This window comes from Novosphingobium sp. (genome assembly GCF_032093395.1).
Taxonomy (GTDB): Bacteria; Pseudomonadota; Alphaproteobacteria; order Sphingomonadales; family Sphingomonadaceae; genus Novosphingobium.
On the sequence record NZ_DAMDBA010000008.1, the window covers coordinates 107,849 to 111,578 of the forward strand.

Annotated in this window: 2 protein-coding genes; both read left to right on the forward strand. The window is 54.4% G+C overall.

Features of this window, described 5'->3' with window-relative positions:
- The coding region (locus RT424_RS04985) for a site-specific integrase (protein WP_313434900.1) at nucleotides 1-1,503 on the forward strand (1,503 nt) is incomplete at its 5' end.
- Between the two features lie 122 nt (nucleotides 1,504-1,625).
- A complete protein-coding gene (locus tag RT424_RS04990) occupies nucleotides 1,626-3,476 on the forward strand; it encodes an AAA family ATPase (protein WP_313434902.1) in 1,851 nt (616 codons plus the stop codon).
- Nucleotides 3,477-3,730: the final 254 nt, after the last annotated feature.

The window sequence follows — 3,730 nt, forward strand, 5'->3', positions numbered from 1 at the left end:
CTACAAAACGGGCATGCCAATATCGGCGTAAACTCTCGTAATGCTTCGAGAAATCGACACAATCGCGTCTACAAAAAGCGTCTACAAAAACGGCCCAGTTTGCTCGTCGAGAAGAGGGGCATTTTCCATGTGAGAAAATATGTCCCGCCTGCGCTTCGGGGCGTTCTCGGCAAGACTGAAATATGGCGCTCGTTGGAGACCGATAGCCCCAGCACAGCCTTGAGAAGGTCGCACGCCGTCATCGGTGAAATCGAGGCGCTGCTGGAATCTGCTCGATTGGGATTGGGTGAGGTTGTTGATGTGGCACTGCTTCAACCGTCCGAGTTTGTAGCTCCAGCAGTGCGATGTGTCTCGGTGGGAACTCCGGTTGCCGAAGTCGAGGCATCACCTAGCGCTCCGCGCTACACTCTCGGTGAGGTCTATGCCCGCTTCATGGACGACCCGACGCGTGAGTGGTCGGCCCGAACTCGATTGGCATACGAAACGGCACGTCGGCTGACGTTATCGATCCTGGGTGCGGATGCCCCCATGGAAAATCTAAATCGAGCAGCTTGTCGAGATTTCATGGAAACGCTGCGCTTCATTCCCAGAAACGCGTCGAAGCGCTATCCCAACCTGACACCTCGGGAAGCGGCAGAGCGGGCGAGGGCGGAAGGGTGGTCAGATCTCATCAGTCCTGCAAACATAAACATCTACCTCAACAAGGTCTGCGTCGTCCTAAACTGGGCGGTTCGAGAGGAGTTCCTGACGAAGAATCACATGCGGGGCCTGCGACTGGCCGATCCTGTAGCCAAGCAGGACAAGCGTCACCCGTTCTCTGACGAGCAGTTGCGGCACATGTTCACCGCGCCGCTGTATCGAGGGTGCAGGAATGACGGAAACGGCTACACGACGCCGGGAGATGCACGGCCCAAAGGCACCCGCTACTGGATACCGCTGATTGGCCTCTACAGTGGCGCCCGACTGAATGAAATCTGCCAACTCGACACCAGCGATGTCCGCAGGGTCGATGGTGTATTGTGCTTCGTAATCACAGAGAAGTCTTTGGTGGGGAGCACGGACAAGAGCTTGAAGACCCGTTCCAGCGAGCGGATCGTACCCATCCATCCAAAGCTGCTCGAACTTGGGTTCGTGGCGTTTGTGGAAGGGCGATCCAAGCGCGGCGATTCGAAGCTATTCAACGACATCTGTCCGGGGCGCAGTGGCTTCCGATCCACGGCCTTCTCTAAGTGGTTCGTGCTTTTCCTCAAGCATTCTGGGGCGGTGCGAGAACGCACGAGCTTTCACTCATTTCGGCATCGGTTCCGTGATGCTCTTCGCGATGCGAGGGTTGATCGTGACATTTCGTTGTCTCTCGGCGGGTGGGGGACAGGTAAGAATGCGGGAGACGTTTCTGACAATTATGGTCGCGGCTACCGCCCGGAATTACTTCTAGAGGAGCTTTCGAAAGTGCAATTCGAGGTGATCGACGCAGTTCTGGGTGGGGCTGCAGAATCAAGTTAAATCAACGTTCTCACCTGCGCGCTGTATGGACCGGAACTCTTGCTTGGCGATGCCGATATCTTCCCCTATGGGCCGCCGGGTGGGCGTAATGACTTGCCCATGTCAGGGGTGCCCCTTGCTTTTTGGGGAAGGGTCTGGGGGAAATTGTGGCGGCGACGATTAAATCTATTCACATCGAGAATTTTCGTTCGATTAAATCTATTGATGCAAATCTCGCGCAATTGGCCGTTTTTGTTGGAAGAAACGACTGCGGAAAATCTAATATTCTGCGAGCGCTTAATCTATTTTTTAACGATGAAACTAATCCAGGTGTCGAATTTTCTTTTGCCGAAGATTATAACTTCTTTGCCCCAGTGCGGGTGCGGAAGGCGAAAGAGGTAGTCGTCCGCTTAGAGATCGCGTTGCCGGAAAGCTATCACGCGACCAATGGCCACGTGATAATTTGGACCAAGCGCTGGCGGGAAGATGGGCTGTGGAGCGAGGAGTACGATTATTACGGCCAACGCATTAAACAGGGGAGGCGTGGTCAGGAAATTCGAGAGGATGTAAAAATTTCCGAGAAGTCGAACGTTCACGCACTTCTTCGAAAGATCGAATTTGAATATGTCCCCGCTATCAAGGACTCCGACTATTTTGATGATCTTCGTGGCCGAATTTATGGGATCATCGCGGAGGTTGCAGCCCGCACTTTTCACGAATCTAGCACAGCGTTCGAGGTGTCCATTGGAGAACATCTCAACGAACTGACCACTAGTATTTCGACTTCTCTAGGTTTCAACACCCGATTAGCTCTGCCTAGAGACCTTTATCATATTTTCGAGCGGCTTGATTTCCTGAGCGGCGACAAGTCAGTATCGCTAAACAATCGCGGCGACGGTATCAAGGCTCGCCACATCCCACTGATCCTTCGCTTCATGGCGGAGAAGAAGGCGGCACTGCAGAAGCGCGGTGGGCAGCCGATTAGTAGTATTTGGGCGTATGAGGAGCCCGAGAACAATCTGGAAATGGGAAGCGCGGTTCAACTAGCCGATGAACTCCACGAACTGGCAAAGTCGGGAACAGCGCAAATTCTTCTTACGACCCATTCGCCTGCGTTCTACGATCTTGGCCAGCGCGAGAGCGCGATTGCTCTGAACTTCGTGACACGCACGACGGACGCCGAGGGCACTGTCACCAAGACCGATGCGAAGGGTATCGATGAGAGCTTGGGAACGTTGGCCATGCTAGCGCCCCGAATTTCCGAAATGGTTGCGCAAGTCCGTCAACAAGAAGAGGCGAAGGCGGCTGCTTCACAATTGGCCCAGGAGAACTGTCCGAGGATTTTCGTCGAGGGTGAGAGCGACAAGCTCATTCTGGCCCGGGCGCTTGGATTGTTCTTTCCGGCGGCAGTTGACCAGGTGCGGTTCGAGACAAAGCGGGACGGCGCTGGGCACAGCTATGTGATCGACATGCTGGTTGGTTGGCGTTCGCAACATAAGCATCACCCGGAAAGACCAAAAGCAGTTGGGATTGTCGATGGCGACGCGGCCCAAGCAAAAACGGAATTCAACAAACAACCCGACAACGTGAAGTCGGCGAAGTGTTTCGTCTACCCGGCGTCCGCCAACCTGCGTGCTGCTCGGGCTGCACACTTTGACGTACATGCAACCTTAGAGACGCTATATCCAGTGGCCGTTTGGACCGAAGCAGGTAATCGGAATCGTCTGTCCCAACGAGACCCGAGTAAAGTATGCCACCCAGACCTTGTGAGGAGGATTCTGCTCAACGAGACCACGTTTGAGGAGCATCTTGATCCCGTATGGGCCTATCTCGTGCGGGATGACTTTGCGCCAGAACACAAAATATCGACCGCGTATCGCCTCTGTGAGCAAACCGATGAGGTATGCAGGGAGGCACTGGGTGGTTTTGAATCTCTTCTCCGCGAAGCACTGGCATTCCTTGGGTTGGGCCTAGTTCCGCAAGGTGCTGCTTGATAATGGTTGAAAGAAAGCGGGCACTTTCATCGCGAACGTCGGAAAAAGATCGACCCCTGGCTAGCCACCGAGGAGGATTTCTAGCGCTATAGTCAGCGGACTTTTGCACACTCATTTGATCTCCGAGTTTCGGAGGCGCGGCGCGCTTGAGACCGTCTGGACGACGATTTCTCAAGGATTTCTGCGGATTTTTTGGGAATGGTGAGCCCTGCTGGGTTCCGCCGGGGCTGGTCGATCGAGGCATCATTCTCGTC